15 protein-coding genes are annotated in these 18,096 nt (G+C 66.8%); 14 read left to right on the forward strand and 1 reads right to left on the reverse strand.

Annotation, left to right across the window (positions count from 1 at the left end; all coding sequences use genetic code 11):
* Positions 1 to 78 precede the first annotated feature (78 nt).
* From M3I56_RS30545 to M3I56_RS30590, 10 genes are all read left to right on the forward strand, one after another.
* Positions 79 to 870, forward strand: coding sequence for a (Fe-S)-binding protein (locus tag M3I56_RS30545; protein WP_254357117.1), 792 nt, complete (start codon positions 79 to 81; stop codon positions 868 to 870).
* Positions 871 to 881: 11 nt separating this feature from the next.
* On the forward strand, positions 882 to 1,601 hold the full coding sequence (locus M3I56_RS30550) for an LUD domain-containing protein (protein WP_254357134.1): 720 nt from the start codon (positions 882 to 884) through the stop codon (positions 1,599 to 1,601).
* A complete protein-coding gene (locus tag M3I56_RS30555; RefSeq protein ID WP_254357118.1) occupies positions 1,598 to 3,064 on the forward strand; it encodes a LutB/LldF family L-lactate oxidation iron-sulfur protein in 1,467 nt (488 codons plus the stop codon). Before M3I56_RS30550 ends, M3I56_RS30555 begins: the two co-directional genes overlap by 4 nt.
* A 91-nt stretch (positions 3,065 to 3,155) precedes the next feature.
* Entirely contained in the window at positions 3,156 to 4,859 is a 1,704-nt protein-coding gene (locus M3I56_RS30560; RefSeq protein WP_254357119.1) for a lactate permease LctP family transporter, read from the forward strand.
* Positions 4,860 to 5,137: 278 nt separating this feature from the next.
* The gene (locus tag M3I56_RS30565) at positions 5,138 to 7,939 is read left to right on the forward strand and encodes a monovalent cation/H+ antiporter subunit A (protein ID WP_254357120.1); all 2,802 of its coding nucleotides are present in this window, start codon (positions 5,138 to 5,140) and stop codon (positions 7,937 to 7,939) included.
* Positions 7,939 to 8,292 carry a Na+/H+ antiporter subunit C gene (locus M3I56_RS30570; RefSeq protein ID WP_254339742.1) on the forward strand — a complete coding sequence of 118 codons (354 nt, stop codon included), beginning with the start codon at positions 7,939 to 7,941 and terminating at the stop codon, positions 8,290 to 8,292. The genes M3I56_RS30565 and M3I56_RS30570 overlap by 1 nt, the downstream gene beginning before the upstream one ends.
* Complete coding sequence (locus M3I56_RS30575; RefSeq protein ID WP_254357121.1) at positions 8,289 to 9,953, forward strand: monovalent cation/H+ antiporter subunit D; 1,665 nt, start codon at positions 8,289 to 8,291, stop codon at positions 9,951 to 9,953. Before M3I56_RS30570 ends, M3I56_RS30575 begins: the two co-directional genes overlap by 4 nt.
* A 1-nt stretch (position 9,954) precedes the next feature.
* Entirely contained in the window at positions 9,955 to 10,449 is a 495-nt protein-coding gene (locus M3I56_RS30580) for a Na+/H+ antiporter subunit E (protein ID WP_254357122.1), read from the forward strand.
* Positions 10,443 to 10,718 carry a K+/H+ antiporter subunit F gene (locus M3I56_RS30585; RefSeq protein ID WP_254357123.1) on the forward strand — a complete coding sequence of 92 codons (276 nt, stop codon included), beginning with the start codon at positions 10,443 to 10,445 and terminating at the stop codon, positions 10,716 to 10,718. The genes M3I56_RS30580 and M3I56_RS30585 overlap by 7 nt, the downstream gene beginning before the upstream one ends.
* 12 nt (positions 10,719 to 10,730) lie before the next feature.
* Positions 10,731 to 11,126, forward strand: a complete 396-nt coding sequence (locus M3I56_RS30590; protein ID WP_254357124.1) for a Na+/H+ antiporter subunit G — start codon at positions 10,731 to 10,733, stop codon at positions 11,124 to 11,126.
* Between the two features lie 48 nt (positions 11,127 to 11,174).
* On the opposite strand, the gene M3I56_RS30595 is transcribed toward M3I56_RS30590, so the two are convergent.
* Positions 11,175 to 12,083 carry a LysR family transcriptional regulator gene (locus M3I56_RS30595; protein WP_254357125.1) on the reverse strand — a complete coding sequence of 303 codons (909 nt, stop codon included), beginning with the start codon at positions 12,081 to 12,083 and terminating at the stop codon, positions 11,175 to 11,177.
* A 147-nt stretch (positions 12,084 to 12,230) separates the two neighbouring features.
* Here M3I56_RS30595 and M3I56_RS30600 point away from each other — a divergent pair, with 147 nt between their 5' ends.
* The 4 genes from M3I56_RS30600 to M3I56_RS30615 are packed head-to-tail and all read left to right on the forward strand — an operon-like array spanning position 12,231 to position 17,989.
* Entirely contained in the window at positions 12,231 to 14,354 is a 2,124-nt protein-coding gene (locus tag M3I56_RS30600) for a 3-hydroxyacyl-CoA dehydrogenase NAD-binding domain-containing protein (RefSeq protein ID WP_254357126.1), read from the forward strand.
* 15 nt (positions 14,355 to 14,369) lie between these two features.
* Positions 14,370 to 15,566: an acyl-CoA dehydrogenase family protein gene (locus M3I56_RS30605; protein WP_254357127.1), complete on the forward strand. Its 1,197-nt coding sequence runs from the start codon at positions 14,370 to 14,372 to the stop codon at positions 15,564 to 15,566.
* Between the two features lie 19 nt (positions 15,567 to 15,585).
* Positions 15,586 to 16,722 (forward strand): acyl-CoA dehydrogenase family protein, encoded by a 1,137-nt coding sequence (locus tag M3I56_RS30610; RefSeq protein WP_254357128.1) that lies wholly within the window; start codon positions 15,586 to 15,588, stop codon positions 16,720 to 16,722.
* A 52-nt stretch (positions 16,723 to 16,774) separates the two neighbouring features.
* Complete coding sequence (locus tag M3I56_RS30615) at positions 16,775 to 17,989, forward strand: CaiB/BaiF CoA-transferase family protein (protein WP_254357129.1); 1,215 nt, start codon at positions 16,775 to 16,777, stop codon at positions 17,987 to 17,989.
* The last annotated feature ends 107 nt before the right edge of the window (positions 17,990 to 18,096 follow it).

An 18,096-nucleotide genomic window follows, 5' to 3' on the forward strand; every position in this document is an offset into this window, starting at 1 on the left:
CAGCGCTCGTCCCCACCCTGCCCGGCCCCGGCCCCGCGGGGAAGGAGTCCGAAAGCGCGCCAAGACACCGAGCGAGACATGAAGCCACGGCAATACCCCACCGAGCGCCCCACCGACGTCTATCTGTTCGCCACCTGCCTCGTCGACCTGTTCGTGCCGCAAGCCGGCCTCGACGCGGTGAAGCTGCTCGAACGCGAAGGCCTCACGGTCCATTTCCCGCGCAGCCAGAGCTGCTGCGGCCAACCTGCGTACAGCAGCGGCAACCCGCGCCAGGCGCGCGAGGTCGCGCTCGCGCAACTCGGACTCTTCGAAAAGCCCTGGCCCGTGATCGTGCCTTCGGGTTCGTGCGCGGGCATGATGCGCCACCACTGGCCCGCGCTGTTCGATGGCGACGCGGCCAACGCTGCGCGCGCCGAGGGACTCTCGGAGCGCGTGTACGAACTCACCGAATTCCTCGTGCGCGTGCTGAACGTCGACTTCGAGGCGTATGGCGCACAGGGTGCCGTGCGCCAGCCCGACGAGCGCGTCGTACTGCACACCTCATGCGGCGCGCGGCGCGAGATGGGCACGCGCGTGCACGGCGTCGAAGTCGTCGATGCGCTGCCCGGCGTCACACGCATCGAGCACGAACGCGAATCGGAATGCTGCGGCTTCGGCGGCACGTTCTCGCTCAAGCACCCGGACATTTCCGGCGCGATGGTCGCCGACAAGATCGCCTCCGCCTGTGCCACGGGCTGCGAGCGCCTCGTTTCCGCCGACTGCGGGTGCCTGCTCAACATCGGCCACGCGGCGGCGCACAAGGGCGCGCCGCTCGCCGTGGAGCACCTCGCCTCGTTCCTCTGGCGCCGCACCGGCGGGGAGGCCGCATGAGCGTCGATACGATGGGCGCGCGTGCGCGTATGCTGCAACGCCTGCGCGGCCATGCACCCGCCGCGCCCGCCACGACACTCGAAGCGCTCGACGCACGCATCGACGCGCATTTCACCGGGCGCCGGGCGCACGCCCCGCTGGCGCTGACCGACCGCATCGCGCAATTCCAGCGCATGCTCGAAGCCGCGCACGCCGAGGTGATCTGCGCGAGCGCCGCAACGTGGGCCGTCGATCTCGCTGCGCGCCTCGCAGCAGCGGGCGTGCGCAGCCTGCTGCTCGACACCGCCTGCGCCGAAGGCCTGGCGCTCGAGGCAGCGCTGCCGGCCGCCGTGCAGGCGCGCAATTACGCGCAACCGATCGAGCAGTGGAAGGCCGAACTCTTCGACACCATCGACGCGGGCTTCACCGTCGCACGCTCGGGCCTCGCGGCGACGGGCACGCTCGTGGTCGTGCCCGACGCGAACGCGCCGCGCACGGTCTCGCTCGTGCCGCCGCTGCACGTCGCGCTGATTCACGCGAACACGCTGCACGCCGACCTGCATGCCGCCGTGGCCGCGGAGCGCTGGCGTGACGGCATGCCCACCAATCTCGTGATGATCTCGGGTCCGTCGAAGACCTCGGATATCCAGCAGACCACCGCCTATGGCGCGCATGGTCCCCGCGCCCTGTGGGTCGTCGTCGTGACCGATGAGGATCGCGCAACGGGTGCGCAGCACGGAGCCGCCGATTGAGCACGACCACGCAGACCTCGCAGGAAAACACGCTTCATTTCGTCCCGACCGCGGAATTCCGCCAGCGCGCGCGCACGGCGCTCGACGACCCGCAGCTGCGCAAGAGCTTTCGCGGCGCGATGGACTTCCTGCAAGGCAAGCGCGCCGCGCAGTTCCCCGAGGCGGACGAACTCGAAGCCCTGCGCGATCTCGGCGAAGCGGTGCGCCAGCATGCGCTCGCGCGCCTGCCTGAACTACTCGAGCAGCTGGAAACGAAGCTGCGCGCGAACGGAATTCAGGTGCATTGGGCCGAGACCGCCATTGAGGCGAACCGCATCGTCCACGCCATCGCTCAGCGTCACGCGGCCACGCGCGTGATCAAGGGCAAGTCGATGGCGAGCGAGGAAATCGAGCTCAACCATTACCTCGCGGAGCGCGGCGTCGACTGCATCGAATCGGATATGGGCGAGTACATCGTGCAGCTCGCGGGCGAAAAGCCCTCGCACATCGTGATGCCCGCGATCCACAAGACGAAGGGCGACATCGGGCACCTGTTCGAAGCGCACATCCCCGATACGCCCTTCACGGAGGACGTGGACACGCTCATTCAAACGGGCCGCCGGGCGCTGCGCCGCGCCTTCGTGGATGCGCAGATCGGCCTCTCCGGCGTGAACTTCGCCGCCGCCGATACGGGCACGCTCTGGCTCGTGGAAAACGAAGGCAACGGGCGCCTTTCCACCACGGTGCCCGACGTGCATATCGCGATCATGGGCATGGAAAAGGTGGTGGCGAAGCTCGAGCACATCGTGCCGCTTTCGAGCCTGCTCACGCGCTCGGCCACGGGCCAGCCCATCACGACGTATTTCAACCTGATCAGCAGCCCGCGCCGCGCAGGCGAGAAAGACGGCCCGCGCGAGGTGCATCTCGTCCTGCTCGACAACGGCCGCAGCCAGGCCTACGCCGACGAGCAATTGCGCGCCACGCTGCAATGCATCCGCTGCGGCGCGTGCATGAACCACTGCCCCGTGTACACGCGCATCGGCGGCCACGCGTACGGCACGACCTACCCGGGACCGATCGGCAAGATCATTTCGCCGCATCTGCTCGGGCTCGACGCGACCGCCGAGTTGCCCACCGCTTCGAGCCTGTGCGGCGCGTGCAGCGAAGTCTGCCCGGTGCGCATTCCGATTCCGCAACTACTCGTGCGCCTGCGCACCGAGGCGAACCGCGACCCCGAGGAAAGCGTCGCGCATCCGTTGCGCGGCCAGGGCGCGAATCACAGCAGGGGCGAGCAGTTCATCTGGCGCTTCTGGAGCGGCGCGTTCGCGCACCCGCGTGCCTACCGCGCGCTGCGCTGGGCCATGACGCGTCTGCGCGGGCTCGCGCCCTCGCGGCAAATGGGCTGGACGCAGCATCGCACGCCGCTCACGCCTGCGCCGCGCAGCCTCCACGACCTGCTGCGCGAACGCGACCAGCCGCAATAGCGCTCATGTCGTCAGGCCTGCGAAATAACGCTCACAGCAAGCCTGACGAGATCACAAAAATTTTCTACCCGCATCATCGGAGGAGACCGTAGTGCAACCCTGGTACCAGATCTACACACCGCTCGGCAGTCTTTGGCTGTCCGCGCTCGTGGCCGCCATTCCCATTCTGTTCTTCTTCGTCGCGCTCGCCTGCCTGCGCATGAAGGGCCATGTCGCCGCGGCGATCACCCTGCTGCTCGCGCTCGCCGTGGCTATCTTCGAATACGGCATGCCCGTGCGCCAGGCGCTCGTTGCCGCGGGCTTCGGCTTTGCCTACGGCATCTGGCCGATCGCGTGGATCATCGTCACCGCGGTGTTCCTCTACAAGATCGTCGTGAAGACGGGACAGTTCGAGATCATCCGCGCCTCGGTGCTCTCGATCACCGATGACCAGCGCCTGCAGCTGCTGCTGATCGGCTTCTCATTCGGCGCGTTCCTCGAAGGCGCGGCGGGCTTCGGCGCGCCGGTGGCGATCACCTCTGCGCTGCTCGTCGGCCTCGGATTCGAGCCGCTCTATGCCGCGGGTCTCTGCCTGATCGCCAATACCGCTCCGGTTGCGTTCGGCGCGATGGGGATTCCCATCATCGTCGCGGGCCAGGTGACGGGCATCGATCCGTTCCTGATCGGCGCGATGGCGGGCCGCCAGTTGCCGTTGCTGTCGCTCTTCGTGCCGTTCTGGCTCGTCTTCATCATGGACGGCAAGCGCGGCGTGAAGGAAACGTGGCCCGCCGCGCTCGTGGCCGGCGGCAGCTTCGCTGTGACGCAGTACTTCACGTCGAACCACATCGGGCCCGAGTTGCCGGACATCACCTCGGCGCTCGTGAGCCTCGTCGCGCTCGCCGCGTTTCTCAACGTGTGGCAGCCGCGCCGGGCAACGCAAGGCGCGAGCGTGAAGGTGAGCGGCGGCGCCGCTGCGCTGGGCGGTTTCGGCGGCGGTGGTTCGCGTGCAGCGGCTTCGAGCCGCAAGGCTTCGCCGTACAGCATCGCGCAGACCGTGCGCGCCTGGTCGCCGTTCATTCTGCTCACGGCCATCGTGACCGTGTGGAGCGTCAAGCCGTTCAAGGCGCTCTTCGCCGCGAAGGGGCCGCTCGCGGGCACCATTCTGAGCCTGCACGTACCGGGCCTCGACCAGCTCGTGGTTCGCACGGCGCCGATCGTCGCGTCGCCCAAGCCGTACGAAGCCGTGTTCAAGCTCGACTGGCTCTCGGCCGTGGGCACCGCGATCATGATCACCGCAATCCTCTCCGCGATCCTGCTGCGCATGAAGCCGCGCGCCGCTGTGGCCGCGTTCTTCGAAACGCTCGGCGAACTGCGCCGCCCCGTGCTTTCCATCGGTCTCGTGCTCGCCTTCGCGTTCGTCGCGAACTACTCGGGCATGTCGTCCACACTCGCCCTCGCGCTTGCGGGCACCGGCGCCGCCTTCCCGTTCTTCTCGCCGCTCCTCGGCTGGCTCGGCGTGTTCCTCACGGGCTCCGATACGTCGTCGAACGCGCTGTTCTGCTCGCTGCAGCACACCACGGCACACCAGATCAACGTGTCGGACACGCTGCTCGTCGCGGCCAACACCTCGGGCGGCGTGAGCGGCAAGATGATTTCGCCGCAGTCGATCGCGGTGGCCTGCGCGGCAACCGGCCTCGTCGGCAAGGAATCGTCGCTGTTCCGCTTCACCGTGCGCCATAGCCTGTTCTTCGCGGCTGTCGTGGGCGTGGTGACGCTGATTCAGGCTTATGTGCTGACCGGGATGATTCCGCAGTGAGGGCGTAGTCGCGGTCACAACGCGAAACGAGCATGAACGGGCCGCGCGTGCGTGTGGAAAGGATTGGCAAAACGAAACGCGCTCGCGAAACCTTCGTCTGGCCGATGTGAAGATCATCGACGAGCCCCAAGGCCAGAGGACCTGACGCACGTTTCCTTCGTATGACATCCCGTGGCCGCCTTGATGCCACATGAATGAACTCCGTCCCCGTTTGCGGCTATGATCGTGAACTGCGGCGCGGCGGCTCGGCGCCCTGCCGGATTCACGGGGAGTGTCGAATGGCAATGGGGTGGCTCGTCGCAATACCGTTCGTCGCCGCGGCGCTCGTCGCGTTCGCGGGACGTCACGCACCCGCCTCCGGCACGTGGGTCGCATTCGCGGCCCCACTGCTCGGCCTGGGCCTGCTGGGCAGCGAACGCGTGGGCATGGCCACCCATGGTGTGCTGCACTGGCAAGCCGACTGGATCCCGCAGCTCGGCCTCTCGTTCGCGCTGCGTCTGGACGGCCTTTCGTTCATGTTCGCGCTGCTCGTGCTCGCGATCGGCCTGCTCGTCTTTATCTACGCGCGTTACTACCTCGCAGGCAGCGAGTCGCTGCCGCGCCTTTACGCGCTGCTGCTGCTCTTCATGGGCGCGATGCTCGGCGTGGTGCTGTCGGACAATCTGCTGCTGCTCGTGATCTTCTGGGAACTCACGAGCATCGTGTCGTTCCTGCTGATCGGCTTCTGGCCTTCGCGCCCCGAAGCGCGGCGCGGCGCGCGCATGGCGCTCACCATCACGGGCGCGGGCGGCCTCGCGCTGCTGGCCGCCGTGCTGCTGCTGGGCCACGTGTGCGGCAGCTACGACCTCGACGTCGTGCTCGCGCATGCAGGCCAGGTGCAGCGCAATCCGCTGTATCCCGCGATTCTCCTGCTCGTGCTTTTCGCGGCCTGCACGAAGTCGGCGCAGTTCCCGTTCCATTTCTGGCTACCGCATGCGATGTCGGCGCCCACGCCCGTTTCCGCGTACCTGCATTCGGCGACCATGGTGAAAGCGGGCATCTTCCTTATCGCACGCTTTTACCCCGTGCTCGAAGGCACCGACTGGTTCTTCTACGTGACGAGCCTGATCGGCCTCGTCACGCTCACGGGCGGCGCGGCCATGGCCCTCGTGCAGCGCGATCTCAAGGGGCTGCTCGCGTATTCCACCATCAGCCATCTCGGGCTCATCGTGCTGCTGTTCGGCCTCGACACGCAGCTCTCCACCGTCGCCGCGCTCTTTCACACCTTCAATCACGCGGTATTCAAGGCCTCGCTCTTCATGGCGGCGGGCATCATCGACCATGAAACGGGCACGCGTGACCTGGGCCGCCTGCGTGGCCTGCGCCGCTTCATGCCGCACACCGCCGCGCTGGCCGCCGTGGCATCGCTCGCCATGGCAGGGGTGCCGCTGCTCAACGGCTTCCTCTCGAAGGAGATGTTTTTCGGCGAAACGCTTGCACAAGGTCTGCTCGGCGACTTCAGCTGGATCATTCCCGCGCTCGCCGTCATCGCCGCGGGGCTCTCGGTCGCGTACTCGCTGCGCTTCGTGTGGGGCGTGTTCTTCGACGGCGAAACGCCGCACGACCTTCCGCACTACCCGCCGCACGAGCCGCCGCGTTTCATGAAGCTGCCCGTCGAGATTCTCGTCATCATTTGTCTGCTCGTGGGCCTCGTGCCGGAGCAAACCATTGGCAAGATGCTCGAGTCCGCGGCGTGGTTCGCGTTGGGCGGCGTCGTGCCCACGTACAGCCTGAGCTTGTGGCACGGCATCAATCTGCCGCTCGTGATGAGCTGCGTGTCGTTCGTGGGCGGCGCGCTGCTGTTCTTCTTTCGCCGCGACGCGTTCCGCCATCATCGTTCGGTACTTTCCGAAATGAACGCGAGCGAAGGCTTCGACCGCTTCGTGCAGCAGCTCGAAAAAGCCGCGGGCGTCGTGGTCAATCTCTTCGAAACGCGCTCGCTGCCGGCGTATCTCGCGTGGATGATCGCGGCGATGCTGATCGTGCCAGGCGCCGCCCTGCTCGCGCTCGCGTCGCTGGACGGCGCGTACCGCTCGGCGCCGCTCGATGCGATGACGCTCGTCGGCCTCGTGCTGATGGCGCTGATGGCAGTGGGCGTCGTGCTCGTGCGCGCCAATACGCTCTATGCGCTCGTGATGCTGAGCACCTGCGGGCTGCTCGTCACACTGGCGTTCGTGCGTTTTTCCGCACCCGACCTCGCGCTCACGCAGATCTCCGTGGAAGTGGTCACGGTGCTGCTGCTCGTGCTCGCCATCTACTTTCTGCCTGTCGTGCAGCGCGCGCAACAGCCTCCCGCCGCGCGCGCCCGCAACGCGGTGCTCGCGCTCGCGGGCGGCGCGCTGATCGGCGGCGTGGCGTATGCGGTGATGACGCGCGCACCCATCGGCGGCGTCGGCCAGTACTTTCTCGCGAACGCGCTGCCGGGCAGCGGCGGCCACAACGTCGTGAACGTGATCCTCGTGGATTTCCGCGGCTTCGACACGATGGTCGAGATCAGCGTGCTGGTGGTGGCGGGGCTCGCCGTGAAGGCGCTGCTGCGCGGCCTGCGCCTGAAATCGCCCGACACGGGCCCGGGCGGCCTGCCGTGGTCGTCGCAGTCGCATCCGCTGCTGCTCGCCATTCTCGCGCGCCTCATGCTGCCGCTCACCCTGCTCGTCGCCGCGTTCATCTTTCTGCGCGGCCACAATCTACCGGGCGGCGGCTTTATCGCCTCGCTCGTGCTCTCCATTGCGCTCCTGCTGCAATACGTGGCGAGCGGCGTGCTGTGGACCGAGTCGCGCATCCGCATCAACTACCGCGCGCTCGCGGGCCTCGGCATTCTCGTTGCGGCCGCAACGGGCGTGGGTGCGATCGTGCTTGGCCACCCCTTCCTCACCAGCGCGTTCGGCCATCTGCATGTGCCGCTGATCGGCGAAATCGAACTGAGCACGGCCATGCTGTTCGACCTCGGCGTGCTGGGCGCCGTGGTCGGCACGACGCTCACGATCGTCTCGCACCTTGGCGTGCGCGACAAGGACATGCAATCCGTGGAGAAAAGCTGATGGAAGCCGCCTTCGCCATTACGCTCGGCGTGCTCTGCGCGAGCGGCATCTACCTGCTGCTGTGCGCACGCGTGCTGCCGGTGATCCTCGGCATCACGCTGTTCTCGTACGCGATCAACTTGTTCCTGCTCGGCATGGGCCGGCTCTCCACCGGCAAGCCGCCCGTGATCGCGCCGGGCGCGCACTATGCGGACCCCGTGCCGCAGGCGCTCGTGCTCACCGCGATCGTGATCGGCTTCGCCATGACGGCCTTCACGGTCGTGCTCGCGCTGCGCGCGCTCGCGATCGACGGCACCGATCATGTGGACGGTGACAACCCGCAGCGGATTGGCAAGGAGATGCGCGGCGAATGAACCACGCTCTCATCCTCCCCATCCTGATTCCGCTGTTCGCGGCCGGCGCGATCGTTGCGCTGCCGCTGCGCGCGAAACGCCTGCAGCGTGCGATCAACGTGGTCGCCACGCTCGCGCTGCTGCCCATTGCGGTGGCGCTCGCCGAATTCGCGGCGCAAGGGCAGATTGCCAGCTATGCGCTCGGCGCGTGGCCCGCGCCGTTCGGCATCGTCTTGCAGATCGACCGGCTCGGCGCACTCATGCTCGTGCTGACCGCACTGCTCGCGTGCTGCTGCCTGCTCGGCACCACGAGCGCCGATGTCCGGCGCGGGCGCTACTATCGCGCGCTCGTGCAGTTCGAGCTGATGGGCCTGAACGGCGCGTTTCTCGCCGGCGACCTCTTCAATCTGTTCGTCTTCTTCGAACTGCTGCTGATCGCCTCTTACGCACTGCTGCTGCATGGAGGCGGCCGCCGCCGCGTGCGCAACGGCCTGCACTACATGCTGCTGAACCTCGTGGGCTCGTCGTTCTTCCTGATCGCGCTGGGCGTGCTGTACGGCCTCACGGGCACGCTCAACATGGCCGACATGGGCGAGCGGCTCGCGCATCTGGACGCCGCGTCGCTGCCCCTCGCGCAGTTCGCGGGCGCGACGCTCATGCTCGTATTCGGCCTCAAGGCCGCCGTGTTCCCCATGTCGTTCTGGTTGCCACAGGCGTATCGAAGCGCAATCGGGCCGGTGGCCGCGCTGTTCGCGATCATGACCAAGGTGGGCATCTACGCGATGCTTCGCTGCGACGCGCTCGTGTTCGGCGCGGCTGGCGGCGTGCTGGACGCTTTCCTGCATCAATGGGCGTGGTGGCTCGCCATTGCGACGATCGTCTATGGCGCGCTCGGCGCGCTGGCGGTATCGAGCCTCAAGACCACGACCGGATTTCTCGTGCTGGTCTCGGTCGGCCTGCTGATTGCGGCCGTCACGCTGCAAACCGTGCTCGCGTGGAGCGCACTGCTGTACTACCTCATCAGCACGACGCTATGCACGGGCGCGCTGTTCATGCTCGCCGATACACTGGAGTCCGAAGCAAGCGAACTTGCGGTCGTGCCCGCTGCAGCCGAAACACGCGAGCCCGCCTCGCTCGAATCGCTCGACGACGCTACCGCACCGGCCATCACGCCCGACGCGGACGGCGAGCCAATCGCAACGCCGCCCACGGCAGCGGACCCTGAAAAAACGCCCGCGCCCTGGCCCTCGAACCTCGCCGGCGTCCTCTATCTCGCGGCGGCGGTTGGCGCAGTCGGCCTGCCGCCGCTCTCGGGCTTTCTGGGCAAGGCCATGGTACTCGCCGCCACGCCGCTTGCGCAGGCCGTCGTGCTCTGGCCCGCCGTGCTGGTTGCGGGCCTGCTGTCGATCGTCGCGCTCAGCCGCACAGGCACACGCCTGCTGTGGGCGATGCCCGCTGCACGCGTCTACGACGGCGCACCCGCCGCTGCGCCGCGCGGCAGCCGCGCCAAGCTCGCCGCGTGTGCGCTGCTGCTCGCGGGCGTGGTGGCGGCAACGGTGTTCGCTGGCCCGCTCAAGCAGTATCTCGACGCCACCGCCGCGCAGTTGCTCGACCGCGAAGCCTACGTTCACGCGATCCTGCCCGCGCAGGCCGCGCAAACGTCACAGGGCGGAGGAAGCTGACATGCTCAAGAGGCTCTTTCCGCACCCCTGGCTCACCGTCGTGCTGCTCGTATGCTGGGTCTTGCTGATGAACGACGCGTCGCCGGGCAACCTGCTCCTTGGACTCGTGCTCGGCACCGCCATCGCTTACCGCGTGGGCGAAGGGCTGTGGCTCGCGCCTGTGCGCTTCGGCAAACCGTGGCTGCTCGTGCGGCTGCTGGGGCATGTGCTCTACGACATCCTCGTGGCGAATCTCGAAGTCGCGCTGCTCGTGCTCGGCCCGACGAAGCGCCTGCGCCCCGCCTTCATCGACGTGCCGCTCGACAGCACCCACGAAATCGCGCTTTCGGCGCTCATCAGCATCGTCTCGCTGAGCCCCGGCACGCTCTGCGCCGAGCTCTCCGACGACCGCAGGCGCCTCGTCGTGCACGTGCTCGATCTCGAAGACGAAGCCGCGCTCGTCGCCTTGATCAAGTCCCGTTACGAAGCCCCGCTCATGGAGATCTTCGCATGCTAGCCATCGTCATTCCGGTGTCGTTCGCGATCCTCGGGCTCGCGTTCCTGCTCACGCTCGTGCGCCTCGTGCGCGGGCCATCGCTGCCCGATCGGCTCGTTGCACTCGACACGCTCAACGTCAACGCGATCGCGCTGATCGTCGTCTACGGCATCGTGCTGCGCTCGACGGTCTTCTTCGAAATCGCGCTGCTCATCGCGGTCATGGGGTTCGTGGCGACCGTCGCGTTCACGAAGTACCTGCAGCGCGGCGACATCATCGAACTGAACTAGGGCGAGTCCGTTATGCAAACCGTCATCGAAGTGATTGTCTGCGTGCTGCTCCTGCTTGGCAGCGCGTTCACGCTGATCGGCGCGCTAGGCCTTGCACGCCTGCCCGACTTCTACATGCGCCTGCACGGACCGACCAAATCGACCACGCTCGGCGTCGGCGGCGTCGTGCTCGCTTCGGTCGTGTACTTCAGCGCGCACAACAATTTCGCGAGCCTGCACGAAGTGCTGATTCCGGCGTTCCTGTTTCTCACCGCCCCCATCAGCGCGCATATGCTCACGAAGGCCGGGATTCAGCAACGCGTGGCCGTTTCGTCCGTCACACGCGGACGCCCGGACGCCGCCGGCGTTGGTGCAAGCAGCGAGCGTGCGCAACGCGCGAACCCGGACAATGCCGCACAGGACTCTTGAATACCGGCGCGGAGCTTCGCGGGGGTAACGGCGTGTTACATCCGGCTCTCACGCGGCGGCGCCGCGCCCGGTCTTGCGGGCCTCGCCCAGCACGTAATCGATGAAGGTGGACGCCGCCCGCGTGTGGTGGCGGTTCGGCATATACAGCATGTACATATGCGTGCCGAAAATACTCAAGCGCCACGCGTCGAGCGACGTCACGGCAGCGCCCTGGCGAATGTCGTCGTGCATCACGTAGTCGGGCACGATGCCCACGCCGAGTCCCGCGAGAATCGACTGGCGCAAAAATAGAAAGTTTTCCGAAATAATCGAGGGCTCGAGCAACACCTCGTGGCGGTCCTCGTTCAGATAGCCCGCAAGGCGCAATTGCCGCCCCACCACCGTTGCCGTGATGACGGGCGCGCGCGCCAGATCTTCCAGCGTTTGCGGCATGCCGTGCTTTTCAGCCCACTGCGTGCATGCACACGCGATGTACTTCACCGGCCCCATATCGCGCGCCACGAGATTCTGCGGCGGCTCGTGCATCACGCGCACGGCAATATCGACTTCGTCGCGCAGCAGGTCTTCGACGCGATTTTCGAACATCACGTCGAGCACGATGCCGGGGTACATCCGCTTGAACTGGATGAGCCAGTCCGACATCACGAGCTGCCCGTAGCCGCTCGGCACCGAAAGCCGCACGCGCCCCTGCAAGCTCTGGCCGAGGGTGGAGACCGATTCGCGCGCGGCGAGCAGCGCGTTCTGGATCGCGCGGCCGTGCTCGTAGAGCTTCAGGCCGATTTCGGTCGGTTCGACACGGCGCGTGGTGCGGCGCACGAGCTGCAGGCCGATCGACTTCTCCAGGTGGTTGAGGTGGTAGCTGACGTTCGCGCGGCTCATCTTGAGCCGGCGCGCCGCCTCGCTCAGGTTGCCCGCGTCGAGAATCTCGACGAGCAGGGTCAGCGCATTGACGTCCATGGCACATCCACTGTCAAAGATATTTTGACAGTCTGTCAACGAGCGAGGGGATTGTCAATTACTCCTGACGCGCCGAGAATCGACGCGAACATGAAAGATTACCGTCTGGTCCGCCAGTCCAGCCCTCATTATGGAGACAGCATCGCCATGGCATCCGATCCCGTGAACGCCTCCCCCGTCACTCACGAACTGCGCGGCAAGGTGCTGCTCGTCACCGTGGACAATCCGCCCGTCAACGCGCTGGGCGTGGACGTGCGCCGCGGCCTCGCGGCCGCCATCGAGCATGCCGAGGCGAACGATGCCGTGCAGGCCGTGCTGATCGTCGGCGCGGGGCGCAATTTCATAGCCGGCGCGGACATCCGCGAGTTCGGCAAGCCACCGCAGCCGCCCGCGCTGCCCGACGTGTGCAACCGCATCGAGGCCTGCCACAAGCCGGTGATCGCCGCCATTCATGGCGCGGCGCTCGGCGGCGGCCTCGAAGTGGCACTCGCGGCGCACTACCGGCTCGCCGTGGCGGGCGCGAAGCTCGGCCTGCCCGAAGTGCAGCTGGGCCTGTTGCCCGGCGCCGGCGGCACGCAACGCACGCCGCGCCTGATCGGCGCCGAAGCGGCGCTCTCGCTGATGCTGAGCGGCCGTCACGCGAGCGCGCAGGAAGCGCACAAGCTGGGCCTCGTCGACCGGGTGGGCGCGAGCGACGACATCCTCGCCGAAGGCCTCGCCTACGCGCAGGAACTGCTCGCGGGCCACACGCCGGTGCGACGCACACGCGACGCCCAGGCGCTCGCCGATCGCGCCCAGGCGCAAGCCGCGATCGACGCCGCGCGCGCCGAGACCGCGAAGAAGTCGCGTGGCCTCTTCTCGCCGCTGAAGATCGTCGATTGCGTGCAGGCCGCGCTCGATCTTGCGTTCGACGAAGGCCTGCGCTTCGAGCGCAAGCAGTTCCTCGAATGCCTCGACAGCCCGCAGCGCGCGGGTCTCGTGCACGCATTCTTCGCTGAGCGCGAAGTGCAGAAGGCCCCTGAAACGAAGAGCGCGAAGCCGCGTGCGATCGAAACCGTCGGCGTGATCGGCGGCGGCACGATGGGCGCGGGCATTGCCGTGGCCGTGCTCGACGCGGGCCTGCCGGTGACGATGATCGAGCGCGACGACGCCTCGCTCGCGCGCGGCCGCGCCCATGTGGAAAAGGTCTACGACGGCCTCATCGCCAAGGGCCGCATGAAGCCCGAAGCGAAAGCGCAGATCCTCGCGCGCTTGAGCGGCAGCACCTCGTACGACGCGCTTGCGAACACCGATCTCGTCATCGAAGCCGTGTTCGAGGACATGGCCGTGAAGCAGGCCGTGTTCGCCGAACTCGACCGCGTGGGCAAGCCTGGCGCCGTGCTCGCGACCAACACCTCGTATCTCGACATCGACGCCATTGCGGGCAGCATCAAACGCCCGCAGGACGTGGTAGGCCTGCACTTCTTCTCGCCCGCCAACATCATGAAGCTGCTCGAAATCGTGGTGCCGAAGCAGGTGAGCGCCGATGTGGTCGCCACGGCATTCGAGCTGGCGAAGAAGCTGCGCAAGGTGCCGGTGCGCGCAGGCGTGTGCGACGGCTTCATCGGCAACCGCATTCTCGCGGTGTTCCGCACCGCTGCGGATCATCTGATGGAAGACGGCGCTTCGCCGTACCAGATCGACAAGGCCGTGCGCGACTTCGGCTTTCCGATGGGCCCGTACCAGGTGGTCGATCTCGCGGGCGGCGACATCGGCTGGGCCACGCGCAAGCGCCGCGCCGCCACGCGCGACCCGAAGGCGCGCTACGTGCAGATCGCGGACCGCATCTGCGAGCGCGGCTGGTTCGGCCAGAAGACGGGCCGCGGCTTCTATCTGTACCCGGAAGGCGCACGCACGGGCACGCCCGACCCCGAAGTCGAGTCCATCATCCGCTCCGAGCGCGAGCGCGCCGGCATCGAGCCGCGCCCCTTCAGCGACGAAGCCATCATGCGCCGCTACATGGCCGCGATGATCAACGAAGGCGCGAACGTCGTGCATGAAAAGATCGCCCTGCGTCCGCTCGATGTGGATGTCACGCTGCTCTACGGCTACGGCTTCCCGCGCTATCGCGGCGGCCCGATGAAGTACGCCGATACCGTGGGCCTCGCCAACGTGCTCGCCGATATCCGCGAGTATGCGAAGGAAGATCCGCTGTTCTGGCGTCCTTCGCCGCTGCTCGTCGAACTGGTCGAGCGCGGCGAGAATTTCGCGAGCCTCAATCAATCGGCCTGAAGGAGCTTTTCACACATGGACCTCAAATTCACCGCCGAAGAAGAGGCGTTTCGCAGCGAAGTGCTCGCGTTCCTGAACGACCGCCTGCCACAGCGCCTTGCCAGCAAGGTGAGCAACGGCCGGCACCTCACGCGCGACGACATGGCGCAATGGCACGCCATCCTCCACGAAAACGGCTGGCTCGCGAACCACTGGCCGCAGGAATACGGCGGCCCCGGCTGGAGCGCCGTGCAGAAGTTCATCTTCGAGAACGAATGCGCGATTGCAGGCGCGCCGCGCATCGTGCCGTTCGGCGTGAACATGCTCGGGCCCGTGCTCATCAAGTACGGCAGCGAGGCGCAAAAGCGCTACTGGCTGCCGCGCATTCTCGACGGCTCGGACTGGTGGTGCCAGGGCTACTCGGAACCGGGCGCAGGCTCGGACCTGGCCTCGCTGCGCACGACCGCCGTTCGTGACGGCGACCACTACGTGGTGAACGGCCAGAAAACGTGGACCACGCTCGGCCACTACGCGAACATGATTTTCTGCCTCGTGCGCACCGCCACCGACGTGCGCAAGCAGGAGGGCATCAGCTTCCTGCTGATCGACATGAACACGCCGGGCATCGAGGTTCGCCCCATCGTCACGCTCGAGGGCGAACATGAGGTGAACGAAGTGTTCTTCACCGACGTCCGTGTGCCGGTGGCGAACCTGGTTGGCGAAGAAAACCGGGGCTGGACCTACGCGAAATATCTGCTCACGTACGAGCGCACGAATATCGCGGGCGTGGGCTTTTCGGTGGCGGCGCTCGCGCGCCTGAAGCGCGCCGCGCAGAAAATCACGCGCAACGGCAAGCCGCTCGCAGAAGATCCGCAATTTGCGGCGCGCCTCGCAAAGGTCGAGATCGATCTGGAGAACATGAAGACGACGAACCTGCGCGTGATCGCTGCGGTAGCGGGCGGCGGCGTGCCCGGTGCGGAAAGCTCGATGCTCAAGATTCGCGGCACCGAGATCCGCCAGGAGATCTCCTCGCTGCTGCGCCGCGCGATGGGGCCGTATGCGGCGCCGTTCGTCGAGGAAGCGCTCGAAGAGGGGTATGCGGGCGAGGCAATCGGGCCCATTGAGGCCGCCAGCGCCGCCGCGCAATACTTCAATAACCGCAAGCTGTCGATTTTCGGCGGCTCCAACGAAATTCAGAAGAACATCATCTCCAAGATGATTCTCGGGCTTTGAGATCTTTGAGAGGCACGCCATGGACTTCCAGCACACTGAAGACCGCCGCATGCTTGCGGATACGCTCAATCGTTTCATCTCAGAGCAATACGGTTTCAATACGCGCGATACAATCGCGCGCTCCGAGGAAGGCTTTAGCGCAGACATGTGGCAGCGCTTCGCCGAACTCGGCGTGATCGGCGCGCTGTTCGACGAGGCCGATGGCGGCTTTGGCGGCGCGGGCTTCGATGTCGCCGTGGTGTTCGAAGCGCTCGGGCGCGGACTCGTGGTCGAGCCGTTCCTCGATACGCTAATCGTTGGCCGCGCGCTCGCCCGTGCGGGCAGCGAGGCGCAGCGCGCGCGCATTGCCTCGTTCATCGACGGCTCGCAAATCGCCGCGCTCGCGCACGACGAGCCGGGTTCGCACTACGAGGACGCACGCGTGGCGACGCGCGCGGAGAAAAGCGGCGATGGCTGGGTGCTGCAAGGCGCGAAGGGCGTCGTGCAGCATGCCGAACATGCCGACGTGCTGCTCGTTTCGGCGCGTACCTCCGGCGATGAATTCGCCGAAGCAGGCATCTCCCTCTTCCTCGTGCCGCGCGATGCAGCTGGCGTGAGCCTGCGTGGCTACCGCAAGATCGATGGCGGCCGCGCAGCGGAAGTGGCGCTCGACAACGTGAAGGTGCATGCCGATGCGCTCGTCGGCGCGCCAGGCAGTGGCTTCGCGACGCTCGAATATGCACGCGGATACGGCATCGTCGCGCTCGCATCGGAGGCCGTGGGCGCGATGGATATCGCACGCGACTTCACGCTCGAATACCTGCGCACGCGCAAGCAGTTCGGCATCCTCATCGGCAGCTTCCAGGCGCTGCAGCATCGCATGGCGGACGTGCTGCTCGAAATCGAGCAGGCCCGCTCGGCGGTCATCAACGCGGCAGCGGCGATCGATGCGCCGCGCGCGCCGCGCGAACGTGCGCTTTCGGCCGCCAAGTACACGATCGGGCGCATCGGCGCGCGCGTGGCCGAAGAAGCGATCCAGCTGCACGGCGGCATTGGCATGACGTGGGAATTGCCGCTCGCGCACTATGCAAAGCGGCTCGTGATGATCGATCATCAGCTTGGCGACGAGGATCATCATCTCGCGCGCTACATCGCATTGGGGCGTGAGGCGGCGTGAGGCACGAGGGGGCGACTGCGTTGCCCCGACAACGAACCAGGAGTACCTCTTGATGCAGACGGACAAAAGCAGCTTGCCGCTATCGGGCGTGCGCGTGCTCGATCTTTCGCGTGTGCTGGCCGGACCGTGGAGCGCGATGGTGCTTGGCGACCTCGGCGCGGAAGTCATCAAGATCGAGCATCCCGAGCGCGGCGACGACACGCGCGACTGGGGCGTGCGCGTCGGCAAAACCGAGACTGCCTATTTCAACAGCGTGAATCGCAACAAGCGTTCGATCACGCTCGATCTGCAAACGCCCGAAGGCCAGCAGATCGTGCGCGAGCTGGCGAAAACCAGCGACATCGTCGTTCAGAACTTCAAGTTCGGCGGTGCGGAAAAGCTCGGGCTCGGCTATGAACAGCTGAGCGCGGAGAATGCGCGTCTCATCTATTGCTCGATTTCGGGCTATGACCGCACGGGACCCGAAGCGAAACGCCCCGGCTACGACCTCGTCGTGCAGGGTGAAACGGGCCTTATGGCGATGAACGGCGAAGCGCACCAGCCGCCGCTCAAATTCGGTGTAGCGGCCGTGGATCTTTTCACGGGCATGTATTCCGCACAGGCGATGCTCGCCGCGCTCTACGAGCGCGAGCGCACGGGCCGCGGGCGCCACATCGAGATGGCGCTGTTCGACTGCGGCCTCATGATTACCGCTTACTACGGCCTCGAAGCGCTGCTGATCGGCGAGGACCCGCCGCGTTACGGCAATGCGCACCCGTCGATCGTGCCGTATGGCGTGTTCGATGCGGCCGACGGCCCGCTCGTCATCACCGTGGGCAACAACGCGCAGTTCGAGCGCTTTTGCCGCGAGGTGATCGAGCGCGCCGACCTCGCCGACGACGCCCGCTACAAGACCAACATCCTGCGCGGGCAGAACCGCGAAACGCTCGTGCCCGAACTCACGCGCGAACTGGGCAGCCGCCCGCGCAAACTGCTGCTCGAACGGCTTGCGCGCGCGGGCATTCCGTGCGGCGAAGTGGCGGGCTTGCGCGAGGCGCTGCTTTCGCCGCGCGCAACGCGCGGCGGGCTCGTCACGCAGCAGCCGCATCCACATACCGAAAGCGGCACGACGCCGGTGCTCGCGCCGCCGTGGCGCTTCGACGGCGAACGCCTGCCCGTGCGGCACGCGCCTCCGCAACTGGGCGAAGGCACGCAGGAGGTCCTGCAGTCGATGCTCGGTTATTCGGCGGAACAGCTGGCCGGGTTGAAGGAGAAAGGCGTTATCTGAATCTGGTCCAGGTCGTACCCGGACGCGCTGGCGCGATCGGCCAAGACGCCGCCAATCCGCCGCCCCCCCGCCACCCCGCCGCGTCGCCGCCGCGCGACGCGGCGGGG

Source organism: Paraburkholderia sp. CNPSo 3281 (assembly GCF_024206515.1).
Lineage (GTDB): Bacteria > Pseudomonadota > Gammaproteobacteria > Burkholderiales > Burkholderiaceae > Paraburkholderia > Paraburkholderia nodosa.